Raw genomic sequence first — 23,579 nt, 5'->3', positions numbered from 1 at the left:
CGGCCGCCACCCGGTCGGGGAGCGGCCGTTGGAGGCGAAAGCATCGCCGTCAGTCCCGCAGCGGACGTCCCTGCAGGTCGGGGACCTTGCCGGTGAGCATGAGAATGCCGTCGATCAGCGACCACACCCCGCAGCCGCCGCAGGTGATCAGCTGCAGCACACCGATCGTGGTGTAGCCCAGGTAGAACCGGCCGACACCGAAGTGCCCGATGAAGATCTGCAGCAGGCCCGCGGTGAGCTTGCTCTTGTCCGAGAACGGAACTCCGAATTGGTCGCGGCCGAACGGGGCTTCCGGGTCACCGCCGTAGGGCCCGGCCGGGCCCGGAATCGGATACGGCATCGGTTGGTCGTACGGCTGACCCGGCTGGCCGTAGGGCTGCTGGCCCGGGTACGGCTGCTGGCCTGGGTACGGCTGCTGACCGTAGGGCTGCCCGTACTGCGGGCCGGTGCCGGGAACGCCGTACTGCGGCCCGTCCTGCATCGGCGGCTTGTCGAATGGATCGGTCACTCACGTCCTCCTGATCGCGGTCAGGAGCCATTCTTGCCGGACTCGACCGTCTTCGCCTGGTCGACCGCGGTGGACTCCGTCGCCTCCGGCTCGGAATCGCCGGTTTCGGAAGAGATATCGCGCGCGGTCTCGGATTCGTTGCCGGTGGCCGGGGATTCCGTTCCGGTCTCCCCTGCGGATTTTTCGGCCGTCGGCTCGTCGATCTCGGTGACGGCCGCCTTCGAATCCCCTGCCGCGGAGCCGGTTCCGGCCGCCGCACCCGCCGCACCGAACGCCCGCAGCGCACCGATCTGCCACGGCCAGGGCCGTTCCACGCCGGCGCGCAGCTGGTCGGCGGTCTCACGGCCCTTGGTGGCGAACAGGAAATAGGCCACAGCGCCGACGAATACGATCGCCGAGGTGAAGGTGTTGATGCGAAGGCCGAGGATGTGGGTGGCCTCGTCGTCGCGCAGCAGCTCCACGAAGAAGCGGCCGAAGCAGTAGACCGCCACGTAGAGCGCGAACAGGCGGCCGTGCCCGATGCGGAACTTGCGATCCACGTAGAGCAGCACGGCCACGCCGAGCAGGTTCCAGATCAGCTCGTAGAGGAAGGTCGGCTGCACGATCTTCTCCGCCGGGCCCGCGGCGGTGCCGTTCATCATGTCCAGCTGGCCGCTGTGGTCGTAGCGCAGGAAGATCTCCAGGCCCCACGGCACCTTGGTCTCGCGGCCGTAGAGCTCCTGGTTGAAGTAGTTGCCGAGCCGGCCGATGGCCTGGGCCAGCAGGATGCCCGGAGCGATGGCGTCGCCGAAGGCGGGCAACGGAATCCGGTACACCCGGCAGCCGATCCAGGCGCCGATGCCGCCGAGCAGCACCGCGCCCCAGATGCCGAGGCCGCCCTCCCAGATCTTGAGCGCGTTGATGGGGTGGCCGCCGGCGCCGAAGTACTTCTGCCAGTCGGTGGCCACGTGGTAGAGCCGTCCGCCGATCAGGCCGAACGGCACCGCGAACATGGCCACGTCGAGCACCATGCCGGTCTGGCCGCCGCGCGCCACCCACCGCTTCTCACCCAGCCAGATGGCCGCGATGATGCCGAGGATGATGCAGACGGCGTACGCCCGCAGCGGGAACGGCCCAATGTTCCAGACCCCGCGCGGCGGGCTGGGAATGTAGGCCAGGACATCGGCGCCGGTGCTCTCGGCAAGGGCTCGTATGGTCACGAGTCCCCACCGTAGCCCAACAGACCTGCGGCGTGGTGTCTCAGGTCAGCGCGCGCCGTGGGATTCGCCGCCATGGGTGGCCACCGGCACCCGGTAACGCAACGGATATACGAAGCGGCGCGCATCCCCGCACCGTCGGACAATGCCCCAGGGTGCGTACCGAATTCGGTACGCACCCTTGGGTATTGCCTTGGTTACGAGGAAACCGCCGCCGAGCGGACGCCCTGCGCCAGCTCCGCCGTCAGCGTCCGGACCGCGTCCAGACCCTGCGCCGCCGCGGTCACCAGGGCCGAGCCCACGATGACGCCGTCGGCATAGGAGGCGATTTCGGCCGCTTGCGCGCCACTGCGCACACCCAGGCCGACGCCGATCGGAATATCGGAGTGGGTGCGCACCCGCGCGCACAGGGCCGGGGCCATGGAGGACACCGCGTCGCGCGCACCGGTCACACCCATGGTCGAGGCCGCGTACACGAAACCCTTGCTGGCTTCGAGGGTCTTGACCAGGCGCTCCTCGGTGGACGACGGTGCGACCAGGAAGATGCGATCCAGGTTGTGGGTCGAGGACGCCACGAACCAGTCGTCGGCCTCCTCCGGAATCAGGTTGGGCGTGATCAGGCCGAGGCCGCCCGCCGCCGCCAGATCGCGCGAGAAGCTGTCGACGCCGTACTTGAGCACCGGGTTCCAGTAGGTCATGACGACGGCCTTGCCGCCCGCCTGGGAGATGGCCTCCACGACCTTGAACACGTCGCGCACCCGGACGCCGCCGGCCAGCGCCTGCTCGGCGGCATGCTGGATGGTCGGGCCGTCCATCACCGGATCGGAGTAGGCGACGCCGACTTCGATGATGTCGCAACCGGATTCGACCATGGCCTTGCACACGTCGATGGAACCCTGGAGGTCCGGGTAGCCGGCGGGCAGGTAGCCGATGAGCGCGGCGCGGTTCTCCTCGCGGGCGGCTGCGAAGGTGTTCGCGAGGCGGGACTGCTGGCTCACTGCTTCTCCCCTGCGTTCTCTTCGGCCTTGTCGAACAGCCCGAACCACTCGGCGGCGGTGTCCATGTCCTTGTCGCCGCGACCGGACAGGTTCACCACGATGATCGCGCCCTCGCCGAGTTCCTTGCCGAGTTTCACCGCGCCCGCGACCGCGTGCGCCGACTCGATGGCCGGAATGATGCCCTCGGCGCGGCTCAGCAGCAGCAGCGCGTCCATGGCCTCGGTATCGGTGATCGGGTAGTACTCCGCCCGGCCGATGTCCTTGAGGTAGGCGTGCTCCGGGCCGACGCCCGGGTAGTCCAGACCGGCCGAAATCGAATGGGATTCGATGGTCTGGCCGTCGTCGTCCTGGAGCAGGTAGGAGTACGCGCCCTGGAATGCACCCGGGGTGCCACCGGTGAAAGTCGCTGCGTGACGGCCGGTTTCGACACCGTCACCCGCGGCCTCGTAGCCGATCAGGCGCACGCCCGGATCGTCGATGAAGGCGTGGAAGATGCCGATGGCATTGGAACCGCCACCGACACAGGCGGTTACGGCGTCGGGCAGGCGGCCGGTCAGGGCCTGCACCTGCTGGCGCGCCTCCAGGCCGATGATGCGCTGGAAGTCGCGCACCATGAGCGGGAACGGGTGCGGGCCCGCGGCGGTACCGAAGCAGTAGTAGGTCTGCTCGGCATTGGTGACCCAGTCGCGCAGCGCCTCGTTGATGGCGTCCTTGAGGGTCTGCGAACCCGTTGTCACACTGATGACTTCGGCGCCGAGCAGCCGCATGCGGGCCACGTTCAGCTGCTGGCGCACGGTGTCGACCGCGCCCATGTAGATGACGCACTCGATACCGAGCAGCGCGCACGCGGTGGCGGTGGCGACGCCGTGCTGGCCCGCGCCGGTCTCGGCGATGACGCGGGTCTTGTTCATGCGCTTGGCCAGCAGCACCTGGCCCAGCACATTGTTGATTTTGTGAGAACCGGTGTGGTTCAGGTCTTCCCGCTTCAGCAGGATGCGCGCGCCGCCGGCGTGCTGCGCCAGGTTCCGGCACTCGAACACCGGCGACGGGCGCCCGGTGTAGTCACGCTGCAGGCGATCCAGCTCGTCGAGGAAGTTGGGATCGACCCGGGCCTTGTCGTATTCGGCGGTGACCTCTTCGATCACGGCCATCAGCGCCTCGGGCACGTGCCGCCCGCCGTACACGCCGAAGTGCCCGCCCAGATCGGGTTCGTGGCTCTTGTGCGTGATGCCGTCACTGGCCTGTGGGAGGCCGAGAACGTTCTTGCCGGAGGCCATTTCGGAAGAAACTCCGTGAGTTTGCGTCATCGGCTCTGTCACCGTCCCCGGCGAACCGGCTTCGGGCACGACGGGTGGGTTCCGGCGGTCACCAGCTCGGCCACCGCGGCGCGCGGGTCGCCACTGGTCACCAGGCCCTCGCCGACGAGCACGGCGTCCGCGCCCGCCCCGGCGTAGGCCAGCAGGTCGGCGGTGCCGCGAATGCCGGACTCGGCCACCCGGATCACTTCGCTGGGCAGGCCGGGGGCGATGCGCGCGAACACATCCCGGTCCACCTCGAGGGTCTTGAGGTTGCGGGCGTTCACGCCGATCACGCTGGCGCCGGCCTCGAGGGCGCGGTCGGCCTCCTCCTCGGTGTGCACCTCGACCAGCGCGGTCATGCCGAGCGATTCGGTGCGGTCGATGAGCGAGGACAGCACGTCCTGTTCCAGGGCGGCCACGATCAGCAGGATCACGTCCGCGCCGTGGGCACGGGCCTCGTGGATCTGGTACGGGCCGACGATGAAGTCCTTGCGCAGGATCGGAATGTCCACCGCCACGCGGACCGCGTCGAGATCCGCGAGCGAACCGCCGAAGCGCCGCTGCTCGGTCAGCACGCTGATGATGCGCGCGCCGCCGTCCTCGTAGGCCCGGGCCAGGTCGGCGGGGTTCGGGATGTCCGCGATCGCACCCTTGGAGGGGCTGGCCCGCTTCACCTCGGCGATCACTCCGATCCCCTCCGCGTGCAGGGCGGCCTTGGCGTCACGCGGGGATTTGGCCTGCGCGGCGGCTGCCTTCACCGCCTGGAAATCCAGAAGGGCTTCCCGAGCGGCCACATCCGCGCGGACCCCGTCGAGAATCGAGTCGAGTACCGTCATCTGGCTCGAATCCTTTCTGGGGAGACGGACTTGCTGCCTGAGAATCCCCCCAGGCGCTGTCTCACCGATGCTGATAAAGAGTAAATGGCTATGTTCCCGTGCTTGACAGCGGGGCGGGTACCGGCGGCGCTGCCGATTCCCCACCCAGCTCAGGGGCGGTTGTCACGCGCTGCCCCGTTACCCGGATCATCGTGCGCGGCAGGGTGATTGGTTTCATCGTCGGTCGGGTCGACGCCCTCGTCGAGGGCATCCCACAGCACCCGACCCGACAACTGCTTGTCGGCGGCGGCCGGGGTCCCGGATTCGTGGTCCTGAACCCGGGCCTGATGTGCGGCAACCTGCTCGGCCGCCGACAGCTTCCGCGCCGCCGGACTGTCGTACTTGCCGGACATCCTGGAGGTCCCGGACGACTGCCGGACCAGGAGCAGACCGGCCACGAACGCGGCCACCGCACCGGCCAGGCACACCACGGCCGGCAACGTCGAGGTCGTCACCGCGCCCGCGTGGTCACCCCCGTGCAGTTCGGCCAGTCGGGTGGCGCGATCGGCGGTCCCCTTGTGCATGAGCAGGGCATACGCGGGGACCGCGGACACCGCGGCCAGGACCGCGACCACCACGCCGACGCCGCGCCGCCACCAGCCGTGGGTGGCGAACACCGCCGCGATGGTGGCCAGGAAGACCAGCGCCAGTGGCGTCAGGGCCCCGAACCAGACACCGCCGTTGAGATCTCGATGGCGCGGCAGGCCGTAGTCACTGGTGATCTCGAGCCGGGCCCACGTCATGCGGGACGACCCCCAGAGCAGCGCCGCCGCGACCGCCAGCAGCGCCACCGCGGCGATCGGCCGCGACCGCTTGCGCGCCCCCGCGGCGTTCGTGTCGGCTTCCGCCGCAGCGGCATTCGCCTCGGCCTCGGCCAGGTCTGCCGCCCGCGCGCGTTCGGCAGTGCGCGCGGCGTCGGTCTCGGCGTGTGGATCGGCGCCGGCGGCACCGGTTCTCCCGGTGTCCGTCCCGCCGGGCTTCGAATCGGCTTGCGCCGCTCCGTTTTCCCGCTCCGCGCTGTTTTCCGGTGTTGCGCTGCCCTCGGGTGTCGCTTTCCGTTCCGGACCCCTGTCCGGGTCCTGATCGCTCATTGATCCGCACCGTTCGGGCGGTAGGCGCGCACGGTCTCGGCGGCGGCGATGGCCTTGAGCACGGCCATGGCCTTGTTGCGGGATTCGACGTCCTCGTAGTCCGCGTCGGAGTCGGCGACGATGCCGGCGCCGGCCTGGACATAGGCGGTGCCGCCCTTGAGCAGGGCGGTGCGGATGGCGATCGCGGTGTCGGCGTCACCGGCGAAGTCCAGGTAGCCGACCACGCCCGCGTAGACACCGCGGCGGGTGGGCTCGAGCTCCTCGATCAACTCCATGGCGCGGACCTTGGGCGCGCCGGAGAGGGTGCCCGCGGGGAAGCATGCCTGGACCGCGTCGAGGGCGATCTTGCCGGCGCGCAGGCGGCCGGAGACCGTGGAGACCAGGTGCATGACGTGCGAGTAGCGCTCGACGTGGCGGTACTCGGTGACGCGCACGGTACCGGGCTCGCAGACCCGGCCGAGATCGTTGCGGCCCAGATCGACGAGCATGAGGTGCTCGGCGTTCTCCTTCTCGTCGGCGAGCAGGCCCTTCTCGAGCAGGAGGTCGTCCTCCTCGGTGACGCCGCGCCAGCGGGTGCCCGCGATCGGGTGCGTGGTGGCCACGCCGTCCTTCACCGTCACCAGCGATTCGGGGCTGGAGCCGACGATGGAGAACGCGGTGCCGCCCGAGCCGTCCGGGATGTGCATGAGGTACATGTACGGGCTCGGGTTCGAGGCCCGCAGCATGCGGTAGAGGTCCAGCGGGGTGCCGTTGTAGTCCATCTCGAAGCGCTGCGAGAGCACCACCTGGAACGCCTCGCCGGCCTCGATCTCCTTGACCAGCCGGCGCACGCCCGCGCCGAATTCCTCGGAGGTGCGCTGGCGGCGGTAGTTGGGCTCGGGGCGGTCGAACACCGAGACGGTGGAGTCGGCGGCGGCGGCCAGGGCCTCGGTCATGCGGTCCAGGCGGGCCATCGCGTCGTCGTAGGCCGCGTCCACGTGCTCGTCGGTGCCGTTCCAGTTGACGGCATTGGCAATGAGGGTGATCGCGCCCTCGTGGTGATCGAAGGCGGCCAGGTCGGTGGCCAGCATCAGGACCATCTCGGGGACCTGCAGGTCATCGGTGGCGAAGCTGGGCAGGCGTTCGAGGCGGCGCACGGTGTCGTAGCCGAGGTAGCCGACCAGGCCGCCGGTCAGCGGCGGCAGACCGGGCAGCCGCTCGGTGCGCAGCACCTGCAGCGATTCGCGCAGCGCGGCGAGCGGATCGCCGCCCACCGGCGCGTCGGCGGGAGTCTGGCCGAGCCAGGCCGCCGCGCCGTCGATCACGGTCAGCGCGCTGGGACTGCCCGCGCCGATGAACGACCATCGCGACCAGGAGCGGCCGGTCTCCGCCGATTCCAGCAGGAAGGTGCCGGGCCGGTCCGCGGCCAGTTTGCGGTAGGTCGAGAGCGGAGTCTCGGAGTCGGCCAACACCTTTCGGACCACCGGGACCACCCGGTGGTCGGCCGCGAGCGCCCGGAACTGCTCCCGGGAGGTGGTGGTATCGATAGCCACGTTCAGAGGCAAACCATGCGCGCCGTGCATTCACCCATCATTCCAGGCCCGCCCGGCGCGATCTAAATCGCGCTCCCCGCCCAGCCGAGCAAGCCGCTGCGGCGAATACCTGAAGCGGTCATCACTACACGCGCGGCGGTCTCCACACACGGTGGATAGTCACTGCTCCGGCAGCAAATGGAGAGGTCGCACGCGGTTATCCCCATTTTCGAGAGGAGTTCAACACAGATGTACCCCTCGCAACCGATGGCACCGGAGGGTCCACGCCACACCGCTCCGCAGCCGGCCCCGGGCGGGTTGCCCGGCCAGCCGCCGCGGATGATGCGTATGAACCACAGCGGGAAGTACTCCGCCATCGCCTCGTTCGTCACGTATGTGAAGGCCCTGGAAGCGCTCGATCCGCGCAGCTTCCCGGACGAGTACGCCGAGCACAGCGACCGCATCAGGGAGCTCGAGCCGTTCCTGCGCGCCCACGGGATCCTGGACGTCATGGATATCAAGAACCCGGAGGTCGCCGCCCTCCTCGGCGTGTGAAGAAGGACCGGCACCCGGTGTCGGGGGTGGTTGGGGCTCCGGGGCTGTTCCCCGGACCCCCGAACAGAGGACCGGTGGAGGCCCGATTCGCGAGGCGCCAAGCCCGAAGCCCAGCAAAGGATTTCATCCGGGGCTCGGATAGCTCGTGCACGATGGATTGGGGGTAGGGTGCGGGTATGAAGGTTGGTCAGCTCGCACCCAATTTCGAACTTCCGGACCAGTCGGGGACCGTGCGGTCGCTCGAGTCGCTGCTCGCGGACGGACCGGTGGTGTTGTTCTTCTATCCCGCGGCGAACACGCCGGTGTGCACGGCCGAGGCGTGCCACTTCCGGGATCTGGCAACGGAATTCAAGGCCGCCGGGGCGACCTGCGTGGGGATCAGCGCGGATTCCGTCGAGGTGCAGTCCGGGTTCGCGGAGAAGCAGGGACTGGGCTATCCGGTGCTGTCCGATCACGGAGCCAAGGTGGCCGCCGAGTTCGGCGTGAAGCGCGGCCTGCTGGGCGCGCTGGTGCCGGTGAAGCGGACGACCTTCGTCATCGATCCGGACCGGACCGTCGCCAAGGTCATCAACAGCGAGATGCGCGCGAACGTGCACGCCGACGAGGCATTGAAGTTCCTGCGCGAGCGCTGAGCACTTCCCGCGCCAGCGCTGAGCAGGTTGCCGCGCCAGTGCTGAGCCCCGACCGCGTCGCTCCTGGGCGCGCCGACAATTCGGACATACGCTGAGCTCATGACTACGCCCAGCACCGACCAGGAGCGAAAGCCTTCAACCTTCGTCACGTGGCGCAATCGCATCATTGGCGGAGTGGTGGCCGCGGTCGTTTTGTGGCTGGTGTATCTGATGCTGGCCGCATTCATTCCACGGTGGTGGGCGCAGCGCATCGGCGAATGGGTGAGCGGGAGTTTCGCCAAGGGCATCTGGTACGGCCTGATAATGGGCGTGGTATGTACGGCTGTGCCACTTTTCCTGTTCCTGGCCGCAGGACTCAGCTGGCGTAAACGGGGCGGCATGTTTATCGCGGGCGGCGCGGCGGTTCTCGCGATCGTCATCGCCATCCCGAATTTGATGACGCTGACCATCGTGTGGGGCAACTCGAATGCCGCACACGCCGGTGAGCGCATTCTCGATGTCGACGGGCCGGGATTCCGCGGCGCCGCGCTGGCGGGTGCGATCGTGGCCGCGTTTTTGTTTCTGCTGGTGGCATTTCTCTTGGGGCGCAGGCGATTCCGCCGGTACCGTGCCGAACGTCGGCACGCCGAACCGGAAAAGCCTCGGGTAGAACCGGAAACTCCGACACCGCCGCCCGAACTCGGCGCGAACTGAATCCACTCGCGACACGCGTGATCGATGTCACGTCATTCGGCAACACCGTGACTGGCGAGCGAAATCGTGGCAAACTTTGATGTGCGAGTGACTCGTTCGATGCTGTTTCGCAGGCTCTCCCACGGGCCGGCACAACACGTCACTTGGCTGCTACGAGAGGGCGCGCACGGTGACCAAGTGGTTGAATCCCATGGAACAGCGAGCGTGGCGTACCCTCGTCGCGCTCACCACCAGACTCCCGGCCGCATTGGATACCCAGCTACAACGTGAGTCCGGGATTACCCATTTCGAATACTTCGTGATGACTCTGCTCTCCGAAGAACCTGGTCACCGGTTGCAACTGAGTGACCTTGCGCAAAAGGCAAACGCATCGCTATCCCGGCTCTCGCACGTGGTCTCCAAACTCGAACGGCTGGGCTGGGCCGAGCGCGTCACCATTACCGGTCGCCGTGGCGCGCAGGCGGTGCTGACCGACGCCGGGTATCAGAGGATCACCGAGGCGGCGCCCGGGTATCTGGAGTGCGTGCGCGGCCTGGTGTTCGACGGGCTGGACGCCGAGCAGACCAAGCAACTGCTGGAACTGGGCGAGACCCTGGTGGCACAGCTGGACAAGGGCATGGCCCGCGGGCTCGGCCGCGCGGGGCGGCCGATCTCGCATCTGGACACGGACCCGAACGAATCGGGTTGACGCCGAAGGCTGTTCGCCGACGCCGCAAGCGTGCTCGCCGAGGCCGGAAACCGTTGCCGCTCAGTCCCCGTCGGTGAGCAGCCGGTCACCCTGGGACAACAGCACGTCGGTGTCGAAGCAGGTGTGGGTGCCCGTGTGGCAGGCCGCGCCCTCCTGGTCGACGACCAGCAGCACGGTGTCGCCGTCGCAGTCCAGCCGTACCTCGTGCACGTACTGGGTGTGGCCGGAGGTCTCGCCCTTGACCCAGTACTGCTGACGCGAGCGTGAATAGTAGGTGCCCTTGCGGGTTTCCAGGGTGCGGGCCAGCGCCTCGTCGTCCATCCACGCCATCATGAGCACGTCGCCGGTGCTCTTCTCCTGCGCGATGGCGGCGAACAGCCCGTCGGAGTTGCGCTTGAGGCGGCGCGCGATCGCGGGATCCAGGGTGCTCATCGGACGGTGATTCCTTCCGCGCGCATGGCGTCCTTGACCTGGCCGATTGAGAGGTCGCCGAAGTGGAAGACACTGGCGGCCAGCACCGCGTCCGCGCCGGACTGCACGGCGGGCGCGAAGTCGGCGACCTTGCCCGCGCCACCGGAGGCGATGACCGGCACCGAGACCGCGGCGCGCACCGCGCGGATCATCGGCAGGTCGAAGCCCGCCTTGGTGCCGTCGGCGTCCATGGAGTTCAGCAGGATCTCGCCGACGCCCAGTTCGGCTCCGCGCATGGCCCATTCGACGGCGTCGATGCCGGTGCCGCGCTTGCCGCCGTGGGTGGTGACCTCCCAGCCGGACGGGGTCGCGGGCCGGCCCTCCGGCACGGTGCGGGCGTCGACCGACAGCACGATGCACTGGGAGCCGAACCGCTCCGACATTTCACGCAGCACCTCGGGGCGGGCGATGGCGGCGGTGTTCACCGACACCTTGTCCGCGCCCGCGCGCAGCAGCCGGTCCACGTCCTCGACGGTGCGCACGCCGCCGCCGACCGTGAGCGGGATGAAGATCTGCTCGGCGGTGCGGGTGACCACGTCGATCATGGTGCCGCGGTCGCCGGTGGAGGCGGTGACGTCGAGGAAGGTCAGCTCGTCGGCGCCCTGGGCGTCGTAGGTGGCCGCGAGTTCCACGGGATCGCCCGCGTCCCTGAGGTTTTCGAAGTTGACGCCCTTGACCACGCGCCCGGCGTCCACGTCCAGGCACGGAATCACGCGTACGGCCAACGTCATTTCACGACCTCTGTCTTCATTGCTCTGCCTCTCCTCGGACCCGGACGGCGGTATCCGCGATCAGGTCCAGTAGTTCCTCGTGCACGCCGGGGGCGGCGGCCAGCACCGAACCGGATTCGATGGTCCAGTCCCGGCCCAGCAGGTCGGTGACCATGCCGCCGGCGGCCCGGACCAGGGCCACGCCCGCGGCGTTGTCCCACGGATGATGTCCGAACACCACGGCCCCGCCCAGAATTCCCGAGGCGGTGTAGGCCAGGTCGATGCCGGTGGAGCCGTACATGCGCTGGCGGCCGGACAGCCGGCTCAGCGCACCCAGCAGATTGAAGCGGAAGATGCCCGGAATCCGGCCCGCCCCATCGATATTGAAGCTACCGAAGCCGATCGGCGCGGTGGCGAGCTTGGCCGGGGCCAGGCTCGGCAGCGGGTTGCCGTTGAGCAGCAGCGGGCCGTCCGCGACCGCCGCGTAGCGCTGGCCCAGGATCGGCAGCCAGGTCAGGCCGATGACCGGGACGCCGTCGCGCACCAGCGCCAGCAGCATGCCGCACATGGGGCTGCCCGCCGAATAGTTGAAGGTGCCGTCGATGGGGTCCAGCACCCAAGCGGTGCCGGAGGTCAGCTGCGGACCGCCGAATTCCTCACCGTGCACCGGGATTCCGGTGCGCTCGCCCAGCCGCTGCGAGATGGTGCGCTCGAGCTCCAGGTCGAGTTCGGTGGCGAAGTCGTTGCGCCCCTTCTCGACCGCGCTCGGCGCCCCGATGCCCTCGACGAAACGCGGTGCGGCGGAGTCGAGAACCTCACTGGCGATGCCGAGCAGTTCGGCGAGTTCGGCGGCCACGGCGCTAGCGAACCGCGGCCAAGGCTTCGGGCAGGGTGAACCGGCCCGCGTACAGGGCCTTGCCGATGATCGCGCCCTCGACGCCCTCGTCCACCAGCGTCGCGATGGCGCGCAGGTCGTCGAGCTGGGAGATGCCGCCCGATGCGATGACCGGGGCCTCGCAGGCATTGGCGACCTGGCTCAGCAGGTCCAGGTTCGGCCCGGTCAGCGTGCCGTCCTTGGAGACGTCGGTGACCACGTACCGCGAGCAGCCGTCCCGCTCGAGGCGCTCGAGCACCTCCCACAGATCGCCGCCGTCGGTCACCCAGCCACGGCCGCGCAGCCGCCACTCGCCGTCGATGAGCTTCACATCCATGCCGACGGCGATCTTGTCGCCGTACTCGCCGATGGCCCGGGCACACCACTCCGGATTCTCGATCGCCGCGGTGCCGAGGTTGACGCGCGCGCAACCGGTGGCCAGCGCGGCCTTCAACGACTCGTCGTCCCGAATCCCGCCCGACAGCTCGACCTTCACATCGAGTTCGCCGATCACCTCGGCCAGCAGTTCGCGGTTGGAGCCCTTGCCGAACGCGGCGTCCAGGTCGACCAGATGCACCCACTCGGCCCCGGCGTGCTGCCAGGCCAGCGCGGCGTCGCGCGGCGAACCGTAACTGGTTTCGCTGCCCGCCTCCCCTTGAACCAGGCGCACAGCCTCACCATTGGCGACATCGACGGCAGGTAGCAGCACAAGACTCACGGGGTAAGCCTAGTGGTTGCCCGCCGTCACACCGACCGCAGGGTGAACCGCGTCGGCCGCCCACCGCGCGTCGGGAACGATTTCCGCGGCGGGGGCACGCGGGCGGTGTCACGCGGTGGGGAGGTCGGGGTCGTCGATCGAAGGGAGTTCGCTGTGCGGAAGGCGGGGCTGGTCGTGCGGCAGGTGGGGATCGGGCCGGCGGCGCCGGTGCCGGCCTGCGGTGCGGCCGGGTGCGGCGACAGCGGCGGGGTCGGGGACGACCGTGACGCCCGGGTCGACCAGGTGCTGGGGAGGCGGGCGTCAGCCGTCTCGGGTATGGGATTCGAGGACGCGGTTCAACGTCAGGACGAAGTTGGCGCGTTCGGCGGCGGTGAAGCCCGGGAGTAGTTCTCGCTGGGCCGTTTCCAGGCGTTCGTCGAGGTCGGCCAGGTGGGCCCGCCCGGCGGGCGTGAGCGTGAGGGTGTTGCGGCGGCGGTCGGTGGGGTCGGGGGTGCGGTGGAGGAGGCCGCGGTCGGCCAGGTCGTTGACCGCGGCGACCACGTCGCTGCGGTCGATGCCGGTCCGTCGGCCCGCCTCGGCCTGACTGAGGGGGCCGTGTTCGTCGAGGGTGGCGAGCAGGGCGTAGTGGTAGCGGCGGGAACCGGTGGGCTCCAGGGCTTTCTCGGTGCAGCGGTTGGCGATGATCGCGACCTGGCCGATGAGGCGGGTGGGAAGAGCGCGCAGCCGGCCGGAGGCCCCTTCGGGCGCGGTGTCCATGAGGGGAATCTAGCAACACTTGTTGGACGCACCCACAATCGGTTACATTGGTTCCACCAACGTTGGAGTAACCAACAATCTCGTCGTAAGACCGTAGCCATGAACGCGATCGACACCACCACCCGGCAATTCCAGGACCTGGCCGACAAATTCGAGATCACCGAGTTGGTCCACCGCCTCGGCCGCGCCCTCGATGAAGGCGACTGGGAGGAGCTCGCCACCCTGTACACCGCCGATGCCACCGCCCGCACGCCCGGCGGCCTGGCCACCGGCCGCACCGCCCTGGTCACCCAGGCCGGCCGAAACCACTCCCCCGACCGGCAGATCCAGCACGTCATCAGCGGCATCCTGATCGATCTGGAGGGCGACACCGCGAAGGTCCGGGCCAACCTCCTGGTCGTCTTCGCCTGGGGTCCTGCCCAGGACCCGGCCCTCGGCTCCCAGCCACGCCTGACCCTCGGCGAGGTCTATCGCTTCGACGCCGTCCGCACCAGCGACGGCTGGCAGTTCTCGAGCGTGGCCTCCAAGCCCGTCTGGTCGGTCGGTACCCGGCCCGAGCCGTCGGCGGCGTAGAAACGCCGAAACCCCCGCCGGGAGCGGGGGTTTCGGTCGTTTCGGGGGCCGATCAGATCGAGTCGACCCAGTTGCGCAGCAGCTGAGCTCCGGCGTCGCCGGACTTCTCCGGGTGGAACTGGGTGGCCGACAGCGGGCCGTTCTCCACCGCGGCGAGGAACGGGACGCCGTGTTCGGCCCAGGTGAGCTTGGCCGGGGCGATCTGGCTGCCGCGGTCGTCGGTCCAGGCCCAGTGCTGGGCGGCATAGGAGTGGACGAAGTAGAAGCGGGTGTCCGCGTCCATGCCCGCGAACAGGACGCTGTCCTCGGGAGCCTTCACCGTGTTCCAGCCCATGTGCGGGAGGACGGGGGCGTCCAGACGCTCGACGGTGCCGGGCCATTCGCCGCAGCCCTCGGTTTCCACCCCGAATTCGACGCCGCGTTCGAACAGGATCTGCATGCCGACGCAGATGCCGAGTACGGGGCGGCCGCCGGAGAGGCGCCTGCCGATGATGCGGTCACCGCGCACGGACAGCAGGCCCGCCATGCAGGCCGCGTACGCGCCGACACCGGGGACCACGAGACCGTCTGCGTTCAGGGCGATTTCGGGGTCTGCGGTGATGGTGACGTCCGCACCCGTGCGGGCCAGGGCGCGGCTGGCGGAGTGCAGGTTGCCGGAGCCGTAGTCGAGCAGGGCGATCTTCTTGGTCATAGCGAGCCCTTCGTGGAGGGGACGCCGGACACGCGCGGGTCGTATTCGACGGCGGCGCGCAAAGCCCGTGCCACGGCCTTGTATTCGGCCTCGGTGATGTGGTGCTGGTCGCGGCCGTAGAGCACGCGCACGTGCAGGGCGATGCGGGCGTTGAGCGCGATGGACTCGAACACGTGGCGGTTGATCACGGTCGAGTACGACGCGGTCGGCGCCACACTCGGAATGATGGTGTGCAGCATGTGATCCGGCTCGCCGGTGTGCACGCAGTACGGCCGGCCGGACACGTCGACGACGGCGTGCGCGAGGGTTTCGTCCATCGGGATGAAGCAGTCGCCGAAGCGGCGGATGCCCTTCTTGTCGCCGAGCGCCTGGCCCAGCGCCTGGCCGATGACGATGGCCGTGTCCTCGACGGTGTGGTGGGCCTCGATCTCGATGTCGCCCTTGGCCTGAACCGTCAGGTCGAAGCTGCCGTGCTGGCCGAACGCGGTCAGCATGTGGTCGTAGAAGGGGACGCCGGTGGAGATATCGGTCTTGCCGGAGCCGTCCAGATTGAGCTCCACCACGATGCTGGATTCGCGGGTGGTGCGCTCGACCCGGGCGATGCGGTCGGCACGGTCGGTGGTCATCGGGCGATCAGCTCCTCGGACGCCAGTTTCGCGCTGACGCGCAGGAATTCGTCGTTCTCGGCGGCCAGGCCGATGGTGGTGCGCAGGTAGCCGGGGATGCCGACATCGCGGATGAGCACGCCCTCGTCGAGGTAGTGCTGCCAGGCGCGCGGGGCGTCGGCGAAGCGGCCGAACAGCACGAAGTTGGCATCCGAGGGGATGACCTCGTAGCCCAGCTCGGTCAGCGCCGCCATGACCCGATCGCGCTGCTCCGCCAATTCGGCCACGCTGCCCAGGGTTTCGTCCGCGTGCCGCAGCGCCGCCCGCGCCGCGGCCTGGGTGACCACGGACAGGTGGTAGGGCAGGCGCACCAGCAGCATGGCGTCGATGACCGCGGGTGCGGCCACCAGGTAGCCCAGCCGCCCGCCCGCGAAGGCGAATGCCTTGGACATGGTGCGGCTGACCACCAGCTTGGTGGGGTACTTGTCGATCAGGCTGATCGCGCTGGGCGCCGAGGAGAATTCGCCGTACGCCTCGTCCACCACCACGATGCCGGGCGCGGCCGCGAGGATGCGTTCCAGGTCCGCGAGCGGAATGCTGTGGCCGGTCGGGTTGTTGGGGCTGGTCACGAAGACCACGTCGGGGTTCTTCTCCCCCACCGTCAGCACCGCGTAGTCGATGTCGAGGGAGAAGTCGCCATTGCGCTTGGCCTCGATCCACTCGGTGTCGATGCCCTCGGAGATGATCGGGTGCATCGAGTACGAGGGCACGAAACCCAGTGCGCTGCGGCCGGGTCCGCCGAACGCCTGCAGTAGCTGCTGCAGGATCTCGTTGGAGCCGTTGGCGGCCCACACGTTCGCCGTGTCCACCGCGACGCCGGTCTGCCGGGTCAGGTAGGCGGCCAGATCGGCGCGCAGCCCGACCGCGTCGCGATCCGGGTACCGGTGCAGGTCGGCGGCCGCGGTGCGCACGGATTCGGCGACGTCGTCGACGAGGGCCTTACTCGGCGGGTGCGGGTTCTCGTTGGTGTTCAGCTGCACCGGAACGGTCAACTGCGGTGCGCCGTAAGGACTCTTGCCACGCAGGTTCTCCCGCAGCGGCAGATCGTCGAGCGAGATATTCGATCCGGGAACGGTCACGGTGCCTTCTTCCAGGTCGGCCTGGGCGCTCACCGCAGTTCCCCGAATCGCGCCTGCACGGCCTGGCCGTGCGCGGGCAGGTCCTCGGCATTGGCCAGTGCGACCACGTGGCCGGAGACATCCTTCAGCGCCGCCTCGGAGTACTCGACGACGTGGATGCCGCGCAGGAAGGTCTGCACGCTCAAACCCGAAGAGTGCCGGGCGCATCCGGCGGTGGGCAGCACGTGGTTGGAGCCGGCGCAGTAGTCGCCGAGGGAGACCGGCGACCACGCGCCGACGAAAACCGCTCCGGCGGAACGGACCCGGGCCGCGACCGCGGGCGCGTCGGCGGTCTGGATCTCGAGGTGCTCGGCGGCGTACGCGTTGACCACGCGCAGGCCCTGGGCGATGTCGTCGACCAGCACGGTGCCGGACTGCTTGCCCGACAGTGCCTCCGCGACACGGTCGTGGTGCTTGACCACGGTCATCTGCGCGGTCAGCGCCGCGTCCACGGCATCGGCGAGCTCGACGCTGTCGGTCACCAGCACGCTGGCGGCCAGCACGTCGTGCTCGGCCTGCGAGATGAGGTCGGCGGCCACGTGCACCGGATCGGCGGTGGCGTCGGCGAGGATGGCGATCTCGGTGGGCCCGGCCTCGGCGTCGATGCCGACCAGGCCGCGGCACAGCCGCTTGGCGGCGGTCACATAGATATTGCCCGGGCCGGTGATCAGGTCGACCGGTTCCAGCTGTGCGCCGTCGGTGTCGGTGCCGCCGTAGGACAGCAGCGCCACGGCCTGCGCACCGCCGACCGCCCACACCTCCTCGACGCCCAGCAGCTTGGCGGCCGCCAGGATGGTCGGGTGCGGCAGGCCGCCGAACCGGGCCTGCGGCGGCGAGGCGACCACCAGCGAGTCCACGCCCGCGGCCTGCGCGGGAACCACGTTCATGACCACCGAGGACGGGTAGACGGCATTGCCGCCCGGCACGTACAGGCCGACCCGCTCCACCGGCACCCACCGCTCGGTCACGGTGCCGCCGGGCACCACCTGGGTGGTCTTGTCGGTGCGGCGCTGATCGTCGTGCACCTTGCGGGTGCGCTCGATGGCGACCTCGAGGGCCGCGCGCACGGCCGGGTCCAGCTCGGCCAGGGCCTTGTCCAGTTCGGCGGCGGGCACGCGCACCGCGGCGGGCCGCACACCGTCGAACCGCTCGCTGAATTCCAGCGCGGCCTCGACGCCCCGATCCCGGATGGCCTCCACGACCGGTCGCACATGATGCAGCACCGAGTCCACGTCGACGCCCCCACGCGGCAGAGCCGCGCGCAGTTCGGCAGCAGTGGGAGTACGTCCGCGCAGATCCACGCGGGCGAGCTCGATGCGGCTAGTCATAGCGCTGTGCAGTCCTTGTCTGTGCTGATGTCGAGGGGTTCGCGACGCGGCCGAAACCGCTTGCGACCAGCTACCAGACTATCGGGTCACCGCCAGCGCTTTACGTCGCGGCCGAGCTCGCGCGGGTGTTCCCGGCCCGCGACCCGCGAACACCCGCCGGACCGGCGGTTATGAGGCGCGGGCCGCGGCCCCGCTCAGACCGCGGTACGGGCGGCCTCGGGACCGAAGCGGGCGGCCACCAGATGCTGCTGGGCGAACGTCCACGCGTTCTGGGTGACGAAGTAGAGCAGGATGGCGATGGGCATCACCGGGCCGACCAGCAGTGCTCCGGCGGGGAAGACCCACTGCGAGAGCGTGTTCATGATCCGGACCTGCGAGCCCGCCGCGCCTTCGGCGGGTTGCGGCTGACGGGCGACGGCGGCGCGGGCGGTGAAATGGGTCGCGATCGCCGCGACGATCATGAGCGGAATCGCCACGGCGGCAACGGTTCCGAAGGACGAGCCGGCGGTGGACAGGGTGGCCTCCAGCGGTGCGCCGAACAGTTTGGCGTCCAGGAAGGACTGCACCTGCGTGGCATTGAACACGTAGTTCTGAGTGTGACCCGGCTGGAAGGACCGCAGCACGTGGTAGAGGCCGATGAAGACCACCGTCTGGCCGATGATCGGCAGGAATCCGGTCAGCACATTGACGCCGGACTCCTTCTGCAGCTCCTGCATGGCCAGTGCCTGCTGCTCCCGGTCGCCCGCGTGCTTGCGCTTGATCTCCTGCAGCTTCGGCTGCATCTCGGCCAGCGCGCGGGAGAACTTCAACTGCGCGATGAACGGCCGGATCAGCAGGGCCCGCAGGGTCATGACGAGGAAGACGATGGCCAGTACCCAGGCCAGGCCACTGGTCGCGCCGAGCAGCGACGCGAAGGCGGTGTGCCACAGCCACAGCACGGCGGACACGGGGTAGTAGATGAAATCGAGCACGGAGTACCTCGCTGCGCAGCGCCCGCACACGGGTGCGGGCGAAAGGAATTCGGGACGGCGGAGAACCCGACAGCGCGCACGACCGGGACAGGTCGTGCGGGCGCGGTCAGGCCGCGAGGACTCCCGGTGCGCGCGGGCGCGGGCGGCCCGGGGCGTCGGGATTGCTCTGCCGCAGGAACGCGCCGCGGCGCCGCCGTCCGGCCGATTCCGCCGGACCGATGGGCGCGGTGGCCGCGAGCAGCGGACCCCGCGCCGACAGCACCGCCGCGGTCACCGCGACCAGCGCGGCCGCACCGAGGACGAGCAGCGAATCAGGGGTGGCGGCGGCCAGATACAGCACCGCCCACGCGGAGACCACGAGCGCGCACAGCAGCAGCGCCGTCGATCGAATCCGCGTACCCATGCGCCCGACCCTACCTGCGTTCCCCATCCCCGGCACCCCATGTGCCGGACGCGACATGCCCTGTCCCCGGCCCGCGCCGTATCCGGCTCGGGCGCACGCTGATCCGGGCCCCACGCGCGACCGCGCCCCCACCGGGGACACCGGCGGGGGCGCGAGGATCGAGGGCTCGACCGCTATTCGGCGACGAGGCGGCGGATGATCATGGGCTCGGCCACGATGCCCTCGAGGACTCCGGCCACGTGCTGGAAGTGCTCGGTGGCGAAGTGCTTCTCCAGGGCGTCGGCGTCCTGCCATTCCTCCACCACGACCATGTGGGCCGGGTCGTTCGGGTTGGTGAAGGGCTGATAGGACAGGCAGCCGGGCTCGGCCAGGGAGGGTTCGATCATGGCTTCCAGGGCGGTGCGGAGGCGGTCCTCCTGACCGGCGGCGGCGCGGAGTTCGGCGACGACGTGCAGGGTCATGGTGGTGTGCTCCTTCGGGAGTCGGTGCTCGGTATTCGGATCTTGGTGACGCTCAGCGCTGGATCGGGCCCTCACCGGCGCCGGTGGTGCGCAGCGCGGTCGCGATGGCGTCCAGGTCGGCGGGGGTCAATTCCAGTGCGGCGCCGCCGATCCAGCCGTCGACCTGTTCGGGCCTACGGGCACCGGCGATGGCGCCGGTGACGCCGGGCCAGGTCAGGGTCCAGGCGATGGCGACCGCGGAGACGGTGGTGTCGTGGGCCGCCGCGATCGGACGCAGTGCGTCCACCAGCGCGAGGTTGCGGTCGAGTTCGGTGGTGAACTCCGGGAAGCCCTTGCGCCAGTCGTCATCCGGCAGGCTCGCGACCCGTTCGGCGGAGAAGGCGCCGGTGAGCAGGCCGGAGTGCTGCGGTTGGTAGACGATGCCGCCGGTGTGATGCGCTGCGGCCCAGGCCAATTCGTCCGCCGCGCCGCGCTTGATCAGCGAGAACTGCGGCTGGATGGCGTCCACGTGGGCGATGGACTCGGCGATCTCCAGTTGCGGCACATCGTGATTGGACAGCCCGATGGCGCGCACCTTGCCCGCCCGCACGAGGTCGGCCATGGTCTGCCAGTACTCCGCGAGCGGGGTCGCGGCCGCGGGGTCGACGCCGTCGGGGTCGGAGAAGTCCAGGGAGGCACCGGTATCGGGCCAGTGCACCTGGTACAGGTCGATGCGCTCGACGTTCAACCGGCGCAGCGAGTCCTCCACCTCGCGGCGCACGCTGGCGGCGGCCATGATCCGCTTCGGCGCGGCGGCGCGGTCGTTGTCGTCCCAGACCAGTCCGGCCTTGGTGAAGACGAACGGCCGATCGGCCTCGGGCAGTCCGCTGATCGCCTTGCCGACCACCTCCTCGGAGTGGCCGAGTCCGTAGACGGCGGCGGTGTCGATCCAGTTGACGCCGGCCTCGACGGCCCGGCGGATGGTGGCGATGGAATCGGCGTCGTCCTGTGCGCCCCAGGTGTAGCGCCAGCCCGAACCGCCGACGGCCCACGCGCCGAATCCGATCCGGCTGATGTGCATGTCGGTGGTGCCGAGCTGACGGGTGGGGAGAGAGGTCATGGTGTGCTCCTCGTGTGGCTTTCGCCGTCCGTTGCGGCGCTGAGCACTACTTTCGCCGGATGCGAGCGGGGCAAACAGTGCCGCGTCTGCCTGGGCACCGCATGACCAGGATGCGGCGCCGGATGGAATTCGGCGCGCTCGTGGTTACCGAAGGCATGACCCTGGACCGTCGCGCCGAACTCGGTGAATTCCTGCGCTCCCGCCGCGCCCGGCTCAGCCCCGCGGAGGTGGGCCTGATGGATCACGGTGCGCGCCGCCGTGTTCCGGGCCTGCGTCGCGAGGAGCTGGCGCTGCTGGCCGGCGTCAGCGTGGATCACTATGTGCGCCTGGAACAGGGCCGCAGCCTGCAGTTCTCGGAGTCGGTGCTGGATGCGGTGGCGCGGGCACTGCGGCTCAATCAGATTGAGCGCGACCATCTTTACCGCCTGGCCCGCCCGTGGTCCGGTGAGGAGCCGCCCCCAGTGCAGGAGGTGCGCCCCGGTCTGCGCCGGCTGCTGGACGCCGCCCACGACGTCCCGGCCTACATCGTCGGCCGCGGTGTCAGCGTCCTGGCGTGGAATCGCCTGGCGGCGGCCCTGATCACGGATTTCGGCGCGCTTCCGCCCGCGCAGCGCGACTTCCTGCACCTGGTCTTCCTGGACGAGGGCGCGAAGGATCTCTACGAGGATTGGGACGACAAGGCCGCCGACACCGTGGCCTACCTGCGCCTGGATGCCGCCCGCAATCCCGGTGACCCGCGCATCACCGCCCTCATCGACGAAATGAATGCCCGGAGCCCGGAATTCGCGGAGCTGTGGAAGCGGCACGAGCTCAAGGACAAGACCCACGGGCGCCATATCTACCGGCACCCGATCGTGGGCCGGGTGGAGCTCGGCTTCGAAACCCTCCGTCTCCCCGACGATCCCGATCAGGCGCTGGTCGCCCACCACGTCGAGCCCGGCTCCCCCAGCGCCGACGGACTACGACTGCTGGCCTCGCTCGCCGCCGATCCGGCGAAGCTCTGCTGAGCAATCCCACCCCGTAACGCACTGCGCCGCACCGGAAAACCGGTGCGGCGCAGTGTGCTGCCGGGATTACTTGGTGTCGCTGTCGATCTGCAGGCTGCCGCCGCCGGCGTCGATCACCCGCATGTTCACCGACTTGGTCGGGCCGTTCTTGGTCTGCAGCGAGTCCAGCACGATGTCGACCGAACCATCGGGGTCGACCGTGCCGCCGCCATTGGCGCCCCGGATGCTCGAGTACTTCTGGACCGGGTTCCCGGTCCAATACGTCTGGAACGCCTGCTGACTGCCGTAGACCTGCTGCGCCGCGGGGGTCAGCAGCTTCCAGGCATCCGAGTACCGGGTGTAGGTCACGTCGTCCCAGAACGACTGCACCGCGTCGACGGCGGCGTCGAAGCTGACCGTCCCGGCGCTCTTGGTCTGGCCGAGGCCCGAGGGCACGCCCTTGGTGGCGCTGGCCGTGACCGACGCCTTCACCGAGCTGCTGTTCGTGCCCGCGCCGGAGGTGCTGTTCGAACCGGAGTTGCCGAACAGGCCGTACGCGATGCCGCCGGCCACCACGACCACCGCGGCCACCAGGATCAGCACCAGCTTCCTCTTGGAGCCGGAATCCGAATCCGGTTCGGGCGCCGGATGATTGCGGGTCGGCGGGCCGGCGTTCATGGGCGGGCGCGGCGGCGGGGTCTCCAGCAGCTGCGCCTGGCTCATGGCGCCGGTCGGGATGTCGGCCGACTGGCGGCGCTCCATCTGACGGGTGGTCTGCCGCGGCGCGGAGCGCTGGGCGGCGCCGGCCGACGGGGTGGCCGGGCCCGAGCGCCGGGCGGCCAGCACCCGGGTGGCCTCGGCATCCGGGCCGACCTCGGCGAATTCGGCCATGATGTCGCGCACGTCGAGCATGCTCGGCCGGTCCTCCGGCTCGAAGCTGAGCAGGCTGAGCAGCAGATCGCTGAGCGGTCCGGCATTGCGCGGTTCGCTGATCTGACCGTTGGCGGCCGCGTACAGCAGCGCCAGCGGATTCGGGTTGGTGCCATAGGGCGGTTCGCCTTCCAGTGCGTGGAAGAGCGTGGCGCCCAAGGCGAATACGTCCGCGGCCGGCGTCGGTTCCGCTCCGCGCGCGACCTCGGGGGCGAGGTAGGCGGCGGTGCCGGAGATGAGTCCGGTGGCGGTCAGCGTGACATCACCCTTGGACTTGGCGATGCCGAAGTCGGTGATCTTCACGGCGCCGTTGTCGCCGAGCAGGATGTTGCCGGGCTTGACGTCGCGATGGACGATCCCGGCGCGATGCGCGGCGATGAGCGCGGATGCCACCTGTTCGCCGATGCGGGCGACCTGTGGCAGCGGCAGCGTGCCCTGCGCGGACAGCACCACCGCCAGACTCTGCGACGGCAGATACTCCATGACCAGGCACGGGTCACCCTCGTGCTCGGTGATGTCGAATACGACGATGGCGTTCGGGTGCTGGAACCGGGCCGCGTTGCGAGCCTCACGTGCGGCGCGCTGCCGCACGATGTCCTTGTCTGCATCCGACAGGCTCGGCTGGGTGAGGATCTGCTTGACCGCCACGGAACGTTCGAGCCGCTGATCCACGGCTCGCCAGACGACACCTGTGCCGCCGCTACCAATCCGTTCGACCAGGCGGTAATGCCCTGCGATCACTTGGCCGGTTTCGATGGCACTACTCCGAAGTTCTCCGAG

At 69.5% G+C, this 23,579-nt stretch carries 27 protein-coding genes; 6 read left to right on the top strand and 21 right to left on the bottom strand.

Going from position 1 to position 23,579, the window contains the following annotated elements; translation table 11 throughout:
* Positions 1–49: 49 nt before the first annotated feature.
* From ABZV44_RS34960 to ABZV44_RS34930, 7 genes are all read right to left on the bottom strand, one after another.
* Complete coding sequence (locus ABZV44_RS34960) at positions 50–508, bottom strand: NINE protein (RefSeq protein ID WP_354846058.1); 459 nt, start codon at positions 506–508, stop codon at positions 50–52.
* 20 nt (positions 509–528) lie between these two features.
* Entirely contained in the window at positions 529–1,707 is a 1,179-nt protein-coding gene (gene lgt, locus ABZV44_RS34955; protein ID WP_354846056.1) for a prolipoprotein diacylglyceryl transferase, read from the bottom strand.
* A 194-nt stretch (positions 1,708–1,901) separates the two neighbouring features.
* On the bottom strand, positions 1,902–2,702 hold the full coding sequence (gene trpA, locus ABZV44_RS34950) for a tryptophan synthase subunit alpha (protein WP_354846053.1): 801 nt from the start codon (positions 2,700–2,702) through the stop codon (positions 1,902–1,904).
* On the bottom strand, positions 2,699–4,009 hold the full coding sequence (trpB, locus tag ABZV44_RS34945) for a tryptophan synthase subunit beta (protein WP_354846051.1): 1,311 nt from the start codon (positions 4,007–4,009) through the stop codon (positions 2,699–2,701). The genes trpA and trpB overlap by 4 nt, the downstream gene beginning before the upstream one ends.
* 8 nt (positions 4,010–4,017) lie before the next feature.
* On the bottom strand, positions 4,018–4,836 hold the full coding sequence (gene trpC, locus ABZV44_RS34940) for an indole-3-glycerol phosphate synthase TrpC (protein ID WP_354846048.1): 819 nt from the start codon (positions 4,834–4,836) through the stop codon (positions 4,018–4,020).
* Between the two features lie 149 nt (positions 4,837–4,985).
* The gene (locus ABZV44_RS34935) at positions 4,986–5,966 is read right to left on the bottom strand and encodes a TIGR02234 family membrane protein (RefSeq protein ID WP_354846045.1); all 981 of its coding nucleotides are present in this window, start codon (positions 5,964–5,966) and stop codon (positions 4,986–4,988) included.
* Complete coding sequence (locus tag ABZV44_RS34930; RefSeq protein WP_354846042.1) at positions 5,963–7,498, bottom strand: anthranilate synthase component I; 1,536 nt, start codon at positions 7,496–7,498, stop codon at positions 5,963–5,965. The genes ABZV44_RS34935 and ABZV44_RS34930 overlap by 4 nt, the downstream gene beginning before the upstream one ends.
* A gap of 327 nt (positions 7,499–7,825) precedes the next feature.
* On the opposite strand from ABZV44_RS34930, the gene ABZV44_RS34925 reads away from it, so the two are divergent.
* The 4 genes from ABZV44_RS34925 to ABZV44_RS34910 all read left to right on the top strand — a co-directional run bounded on the left by ABZV44_RS34925 (position 7,826) and on the right by ABZV44_RS34910 (position 10,045).
* Positions 7,826–8,032, top strand: a complete 207-nt coding sequence (locus tag ABZV44_RS34925; RefSeq protein WP_354846039.1) for a hypothetical protein — start codon at positions 7,826–7,828, stop codon at positions 8,030–8,032.
* Between the two features lie 176 nt (positions 8,033–8,208).
* Positions 8,209–8,664: a peroxiredoxin gene (locus ABZV44_RS34920; RefSeq protein WP_354846036.1), complete on the top strand. Its 456-nt coding sequence runs from the start codon at positions 8,209–8,211 to the stop codon at positions 8,662–8,664.
* Positions 8,665–8,763: 99 nt separating this feature from the next.
* Positions 8,764–9,357 carry a permease gene (locus ABZV44_RS34915; protein ID WP_354846034.1) on the top strand — a complete coding sequence of 198 codons (594 nt, stop codon included), beginning with the start codon at positions 8,764–8,766 and terminating at the stop codon, positions 9,355–9,357.
* Positions 9,358–9,547: 190 nt separating this feature from the next.
* A complete protein-coding gene (locus ABZV44_RS34910; protein ID WP_354846221.1) occupies positions 9,548–10,045 on the top strand; it encodes a MarR family transcriptional regulator in 498 nt (165 codons plus the stop codon).
* Positions 10,046–10,105: 60 nt separating this feature from the next.
* Here ABZV44_RS34910 and hisI read toward each other — a convergent pair whose 3' ends face one another.
* The 5 genes from hisI to ABZV44_RS34885 form a co-directional block, all read right to left on the bottom strand.
* The gene (gene hisI, locus ABZV44_RS34905) at positions 10,106–10,477 is read right to left on the bottom strand and encodes a phosphoribosyl-AMP cyclohydrolase (RefSeq protein WP_354846031.1); all 372 of its coding nucleotides are present in this window, start codon (positions 10,475–10,477) and stop codon (positions 10,106–10,108) included.
* The gene (gene hisF / locus ABZV44_RS34900; protein WP_354846029.1) at positions 10,474–11,247 is read right to left on the bottom strand and encodes an imidazole glycerol phosphate synthase subunit HisF; all 774 of its coding nucleotides are present in this window, start codon (positions 11,245–11,247) and stop codon (positions 10,474–10,476) included. Before hisF ends, hisI begins: the two co-directional genes overlap by 4 nt.
* 16 nt (positions 11,248–11,263) lie before the next feature.
* A complete protein-coding gene (locus ABZV44_RS34895) occupies positions 11,264–12,082 on the bottom strand; it encodes an inositol monophosphatase (RefSeq protein WP_354846026.1) in 819 nt (272 codons plus the stop codon).
* 4 nt (positions 12,083–12,086) lie between these two features.
* Positions 12,087–12,818: a bifunctional 1-(5-phosphoribosyl)-5-((5-phosphoribosylamino)methylideneamino)imidazole-4-carboxamide isomerase/phosphoribosylanthranilate isomerase PriA gene (priA, locus tag ABZV44_RS34890; protein WP_354846023.1), complete on the bottom strand. Its 732-nt coding sequence runs from the start codon at positions 12,816–12,818 to the stop codon at positions 12,087–12,089.
* 300 nt (positions 12,819–13,118) lie between these two features.
* Entirely contained in the window at positions 13,119–13,574 is a 456-nt protein-coding gene (locus tag ABZV44_RS34885; RefSeq protein ID WP_354846020.1) for a MarR family transcriptional regulator, read from the bottom strand.
* 99 nt (positions 13,575–13,673) lie between these two features.
* Here ABZV44_RS34885 and ABZV44_RS34880 point away from each other — a divergent pair, with 99 nt between their 5' ends.
* Positions 13,674–14,147: a nuclear transport factor 2 family protein gene (locus tag ABZV44_RS34880; RefSeq protein ID WP_354846018.1), complete on the top strand. Its 474-nt coding sequence runs from the start codon at positions 13,674–13,676 to the stop codon at positions 14,145–14,147.
* 52 nt (positions 14,148–14,199) lie between these two features.
* Here ABZV44_RS34880 and hisH read toward each other — a convergent pair whose 3' ends face one another.
* The 8 genes from hisH to ABZV44_RS34840 form a co-directional block, all read right to left on the bottom strand.
* Positions 14,200–14,838, bottom strand: coding sequence for an imidazole glycerol phosphate synthase subunit HisH (gene hisH, locus ABZV44_RS34875; RefSeq protein ID WP_354846015.1), 639 nt, complete (start codon positions 14,836–14,838; stop codon positions 14,200–14,202).
* Positions 14,835–15,464: an imidazoleglycerol-phosphate dehydratase HisB gene (gene hisB / locus ABZV44_RS34870; RefSeq protein ID WP_354846012.1), complete on the bottom strand. Its 630-nt coding sequence runs from the start codon at positions 15,462–15,464 to the stop codon at positions 14,835–14,837. Before hisB ends, hisH begins: the two co-directional genes overlap by 4 nt.
* Positions 15,461–16,582, bottom strand: a complete 1,122-nt coding sequence (locus ABZV44_RS34865; protein ID WP_354846218.1) for a histidinol-phosphate transaminase — start codon at positions 16,580–16,582, stop codon at positions 15,461–15,463. Before ABZV44_RS34865 ends, hisB begins: the two co-directional genes overlap by 4 nt.
* Positions 16,583–16,611: 29 nt before the next feature.
* The gene (hisD, locus tag ABZV44_RS34860; RefSeq protein WP_354846009.1) at positions 16,612–17,949 is read right to left on the bottom strand and encodes a histidinol dehydrogenase; all 1,338 of its coding nucleotides are present in this window, start codon (positions 17,947–17,949) and stop codon (positions 16,612–16,614) included.
* Positions 17,950–18,143: 194 nt separating this feature from the next.
* Complete coding sequence (gene yidC, locus ABZV44_RS34855; protein ID WP_354846007.1) at positions 18,144–18,920, bottom strand: membrane protein insertase YidC; 777 nt, start codon at positions 18,918–18,920, stop codon at positions 18,144–18,146.
* Between the two features lie 106 nt (positions 18,921–19,026).
* Positions 19,027–19,323: a DUF6412 domain-containing protein gene (locus tag ABZV44_RS34850; RefSeq protein ID WP_354846004.1), complete on the bottom strand. Its 297-nt coding sequence runs from the start codon at positions 19,321–19,323 to the stop codon at positions 19,027–19,029.
* 173 nt (positions 19,324–19,496) lie between these two features.
* Positions 19,497–19,784: a putative quinol monooxygenase gene (locus ABZV44_RS34845; protein WP_354846001.1), complete on the bottom strand. Its 288-nt coding sequence runs from the start codon at positions 19,782–19,784 to the stop codon at positions 19,497–19,499.
* Positions 19,785–19,836: 52 nt separating this feature from the next.
* Positions 19,837–20,883: an aldo/keto reductase gene (locus ABZV44_RS34840; protein ID WP_354845998.1), complete on the bottom strand. Its 1,047-nt coding sequence runs from the start codon at positions 20,881–20,883 to the stop codon at positions 19,837–19,839.
* A 101-nt stretch (positions 20,884–20,984) separates the two neighbouring features.
* Between ABZV44_RS34840 and ABZV44_RS34835 the strand changes: the two genes are divergently transcribed.
* Positions 20,985–21,890 carry a helix-turn-helix transcriptional regulator gene (locus tag ABZV44_RS34835; protein ID WP_354845995.1) on the top strand — a complete coding sequence of 302 codons (906 nt, stop codon included), beginning with the start codon at positions 20,985–20,987 and terminating at the stop codon, positions 21,888–21,890.
* A 66-nt stretch (positions 21,891–21,956) separates the two neighbouring features.
* On the opposite strand, the gene ABZV44_RS34830 is transcribed toward ABZV44_RS34835, so the two are convergent.
* Positions 21,957–23,540: a protein kinase gene (locus ABZV44_RS34830; RefSeq protein WP_354845993.1), complete on the bottom strand. Its 1,584-nt coding sequence runs from the start codon at positions 23,538–23,540 to the stop codon at positions 21,957–21,959.
* Between the last annotated feature and the right edge of the window lie 39 nt (positions 23,541–23,579).

The sequence above is a fragment of the Nocardia sp. NPDC004860 genome (genome assembly GCF_040609015.1).
Taxonomy (GTDB): domain Bacteria; phylum Actinomycetota; class Actinomycetes; order Mycobacteriales; family Mycobacteriaceae; genus Nocardia.
Note: the sequence above shows the minus strand (reverse complement) of the source record. Positions and strands in the feature narration are given on the sequence as shown.

What these genes read in the sequence shown, in the direction of transcription:
- trpB (WP_354846051.1), bottom strand. Translation starts at nt 4,009, where the DNA reads ATGACGCAAACTCACGGAGTTTCTTCCGAAATGGCCTCCGGCAAGAAC.
- trpC (WP_354846048.1), bottom strand. Translation starts at nt 4,836, where the DNA reads ATGACGGTACTCGACTCGATTCTCGACGGGGTCCGCGCGGATGTGGCC.
- ABZV44_RS34935 (WP_354846045.1), bottom strand. Translation starts at nt 5,966, where the DNA reads ATGAGCGATCAGGACCCGGACAGGGGTCCGGAACGGAAAGCGACACCC.
- ABZV44_RS34925 (WP_354846039.1), top strand. Translation starts at nt 7,826, where the DNA reads ATGAACCACAGCGGGAAGTACTCCGCCATCGCCTCGTTCGTCACGTAT.
- ABZV44_RS34920 (WP_354846036.1), top strand. Translation starts at nt 8,209, where the DNA reads ATGAAGGTTGGTCAGCTCGCACCCAATTTCGAACTTCCGGACCAGTCG.
- ABZV44_RS34915 (WP_354846034.1), top strand. Translation starts at nt 8,764, where the DNA reads ATGACTACGCCCAGCACCGACCAGGAGCGAAAGCCTTCAACCTTCGTC.
- ABZV44_RS34910 (WP_354846221.1), top strand. Translation starts at nt 9,548, where the DNA reads ATGGAACAGCGAGCGTGGCGTACCCTCGTCGCGCTCACCACCAGACTC.
- hisI (WP_354846031.1), bottom strand. Translation starts at nt 10,477, where the DNA reads ATGAGCACCCTGGATCCCGCGATCGCGCGCCGCCTCAAGCGCAACTCC.
- hisF (WP_354846029.1), bottom strand. Translation starts at nt 11,247, where the DNA reads ATGACGTTGGCCGTACGCGTGATTCCGTGCCTGGACGTGGACGCCGGG.
- ABZV44_RS34885 (WP_354846020.1), bottom strand. Translation starts at nt 13,574, where the DNA reads ATGGACACCGCGCCCGAAGGGGCCTCCGGCCGGCTGCGCGCTCTTCCC.
- ABZV44_RS34880 (WP_354846018.1), top strand. Translation starts at nt 13,674, where the DNA reads ATGAACGCGATCGACACCACCACCCGGCAATTCCAGGACCTGGCCGAC.
- hisH (WP_354846015.1), bottom strand. Translation starts at nt 14,838, where the DNA reads ATGACCAAGAAGATCGCCCTGCTCGACTACGGCTCCGGCAACCTGCAC.
- hisB (WP_354846012.1), bottom strand. Translation starts at nt 15,464, where the DNA reads ATGACCACCGACCGTGCCGACCGCATCGCCCGGGTCGAGCGCACCACC.
- hisD (WP_354846009.1), bottom strand. Translation starts at nt 17,949, where the DNA reads ATGACTAGCCGCATCGAGCTCGCCCGCGTGGATCTGCGCGGACGTACT.
- ABZV44_RS34850 (WP_354846004.1), bottom strand. Translation starts at nt 19,323, where the DNA reads ATGGGTACGCGGATTCGATCGACGGCGCTGCTGCTGTGCGCGCTCGTG.
- ABZV44_RS34845 (WP_354846001.1), bottom strand. Translation starts at nt 19,784, where the DNA reads ATGACCCTGCACGTCGTCGCCGAACTCCGCGCCGCCGCCGGTCAGGAG.
- ABZV44_RS34840 (WP_354845998.1), bottom strand. Translation starts at nt 20,883, where the DNA reads ATGACCTCTCTCCCCACCCGTCAGCTCGGCACCACCGACATGCACATC.
- ABZV44_RS34835 (WP_354845995.1), top strand. Translation starts at nt 20,985, where the DNA reads ATGACCAGGATGCGGCGCCGGATGGAATTCGGCGCGCTCGTGGTTACC.